The sequence below is a fragment of the Humidesulfovibrio sp. genome (assembly GCF_035560995.1).
In the GTDB taxonomy this organism is placed as follows: Bacteria; Desulfobacterota; Desulfovibrionia; order Desulfovibrionales; family Desulfovibrionaceae; genus Humidesulfovibrio.
On the sequence record NZ_DATMYK010000156.1, the window covers coordinates 1 to 2,475 of the forward strand.

The 2,475-nt window shown below is 64.5% G+C and carries 4 protein-coding genes; all 4 read left to right on the forward strand.

Translation table 11 applies throughout. The features are described from left to right. On the forward strand, window positions 1-348 hold a 348-nt coding region (locus tag VN419_RS06100; protein ID WP_325645519.1), incomplete at its 5' end, for a PD-(D/E)XK nuclease family protein. 21 nt (window positions 349-369) lie between these two features. Next, window positions 370-813 (forward strand): PPC domain-containing DNA-binding protein, encoded by a 444-nt coding sequence (locus VN419_RS06105; RefSeq protein WP_325645521.1) that lies wholly within the window; start codon window positions 370-372, stop codon window positions 811-813. Between the two features lie 16 nt (window positions 814-829). Continuing rightward, the gene (gene lhgO, locus VN419_RS06110; RefSeq protein WP_325645524.1) at window positions 830-2,050 is read left to right on the forward strand and encodes an L-2-hydroxyglutarate oxidase; all 1,221 of its coding nucleotides are present in this window, start codon (window positions 830-832) and stop codon (window positions 2,048-2,050) included. Between the two features lie 78 nt (window positions 2,051-2,128). Further along, window positions 2,129-2,475, forward strand: a 347-nt coding sequence (locus tag VN419_RS06115) for a nitronate monooxygenase (protein WP_325645526.1), incomplete at its 3' end; no start/stop codon positions are given.

A 2,475-nucleotide genomic window follows, 5' to 3' on the forward strand; every position in this document is an offset into this window, starting at 1 on the left:
GTGCACATGGGCGAGGCCCGGCCTGGCTCGTCCGAGGCGGCGGAACTGTACCTGGAATTGGCCGAGAGCGGCCTGGACGTTCAGCTGCCGCTGTACCTGCACCTGCTGGCCGCAGGCGGAGCCTATGCCCCGGACAACGCGGCCTGGGTGGAGCTCAAGAGCGACGGCTCGGAAAAGCCGCTCTTCGGCGCCAAGGTGGAGGCCGCCCAGCGGACCCTGGTCATCCATCGCCACGCCCCGGCCCTGGTGCGCTTCACCCTGGAGCACATGCTGGCCGCGCCGGAACTGCCCGCGCGCAGCGGCAGGCACTGCCAGTGGTGCGATTTCAACGGGCTCTGCGGCGCGTAAGCCCGGGCCGGAGGATATGACATGAAGGTTGCGGAAGGACGCATGGGCCGCGTATTCGTGCTGCGGCTGGAGGACGGCGACCGCCTGCCGGAGTGCATCGAGGCCTTCGCGGCCGAGCGCGGCGTGAGCCAGGGCTTCTGTGCCCTGGTGGGCGGCGTGGGCTCAGGGCGCATCGTGGTGGGGCCGGAGGATGCTACGAGCATGCCGCCGGTGCCGGTCTTGGCGGAACTCCTTGGCGCGCACGAGGCCGCGGCCGTGGGCACCCTGTTCCCGGACGAGGCCGGGCGGCCCAAGCTGCACATGCACGCCACCTTCGGCCGGGGTGACACGGTCAAGACCGGTTGCATCCGCCCCGGCATAGACATTTGGACCATCGGCGAATTCATTCTTATTGAACTCGCCGGGCTGGACCTTGTGCGCAAGCGCGACGCCGCCACGGGCTTTGAACTCCTTGCCCCAAAATAACCATCGGGAACCAATAATGATCACAGCAAGCATCCTCATCTGCGGCGCGGGCATTGTGGGCCTCACCGTCGCGCGCGACCTGGTGGCCGCAGGCTACGACGACATCCTGATCATCGACAAGGAGCCGGAGGCAGGTAAACACGCCTCCGGCCGCAACAGCGGTGTGCTCCACGCGGGCATCTACTATGCGCCGGGTTCCCTGCGCGCCCAGTCCTGCCTGCAAGGCAACTTCCGCATGAAGCAGTACTGCGAGGAGCGCGGCCTGCCCATGCTCAAGACCGGCAAGGTCATCGTGGCGCGCGACGAATCCGAACTGCCCACCCTGCGCGAGTTGTACAGCCGGGCCACCCAGAACGGGGCCAAGGTGGAGCTCATCGACGACAAGCAACTTGCCGAGATCGAGCCCAACGCCAAGAGCGCCGGCCAAGCCCTGTTCTCCCACTACACGGCCGTGGTGGACCCCAAGGAGATACTGAAGAGCATCCAGGCCGAGCTTTTGGCCACGGGCAAGGTCAAGATCCTGTTCGGCGCGCGCTTCATCGGCCTGGGCAAGGCGGAAGGCAAACGCCTGAGCGTGCGGACCACGGCCGGGGACATCTCCTGCGCGTTCTTCCTGAACGCCGCCGGCGCCTACGGCGACGTGGTGGCCCACGCCTTTGGCCTGGGGGGCGACTACCAGCTCATCCCCTTCAAGGGCATCTATAAGAAGCTCAAGAAGGAGAAGGCGCACATGATCCGGGGCAGCATCTACCCGGTGCCGAACATCAAGAATCCCTTCCTGGGCGTGCACTTCACGCGCGGGGCGCACGGCGACGTGTACCTCGGGCCCACGGCCATCCCGGCCCTGGGACGCGAGAACTACGGCATCCTGTCCGGCATCGATTCCGAGGCCTTCTCCATCCTGCTGCGCGACGCGGTGCTGTTCTTCCGCAACAAGAAGTTCCGCGAGGTGGCCCTTGAGGAGCCCCGCAAGTACTCTTTCACGTATTTCTTCAACGATGCTCGCAAGCTGGTCAAGGAACTCTCTCCGGACGACATCGAGGCCACGCCCAAGGCGGGCATCCGTCCGCAGCTGGTGGACGTAAAGAAGAATGAGCTGGTCATGGACTTCGTCATAGAGGGGACTTATAATAGTGTACATGTGCTGAATTCCATCTCCCCGGCCTTCACCAGCTCCCTCTTCTTCTCGGAGATGTTGTTCAAACAGTACCTTGCGCCAAAACTCGCCAAGCTCTAGCCCGAGCGGGTTCCCGGATGCCTTGACAAGAACGGTAAAACGCGAAACAAGGCGTCAACAAAAATGAGAGGTTTCGCAATGAAACTCCCCGAACTTCATTTCGGCGACCAGATCGCCAAACTGCCCATCATTCAGGGCGGCATGGGCGTGGGCATCTCCCTGTCCGGCTTGGCAACTGCCGTGGCCAACGAGGGCGGCGTGGGCGTCATAGCTGCGGCCATGATCGGCATGGGCGAGCCAGATGTGGCGAAAAACCCCACGGAAGCCAACATCCGCGCCCTGCGCGAGGAAATCCGCAAGGCCAAGGAGCGCATGACCCAGGGCCTGCTCGGCGTCAACATCATGGTTGCGCTGACCAACTTCGCCGACCTCGTGCGCACGAGCATCCGCGAGGGGGCCGACGTCATCTTCTCCGGCGCGGGCCT

Excerpts from the sequence above, each read along its gene's own strand:
- lhgO (WP_325645524.1), top strand. The coding sequence starts at position 830 with ATGATCACAGCAAGCATCCTCATCTGCGGCGCGGGCATTGTGGGCCTC.
- VN419_RS06105 (WP_325645521.1), top strand. The coding sequence starts at position 370 with ATGAAGGTTGCGGAAGGACGCATGGGCCGCGTATTCGTGCTGCGGCTG.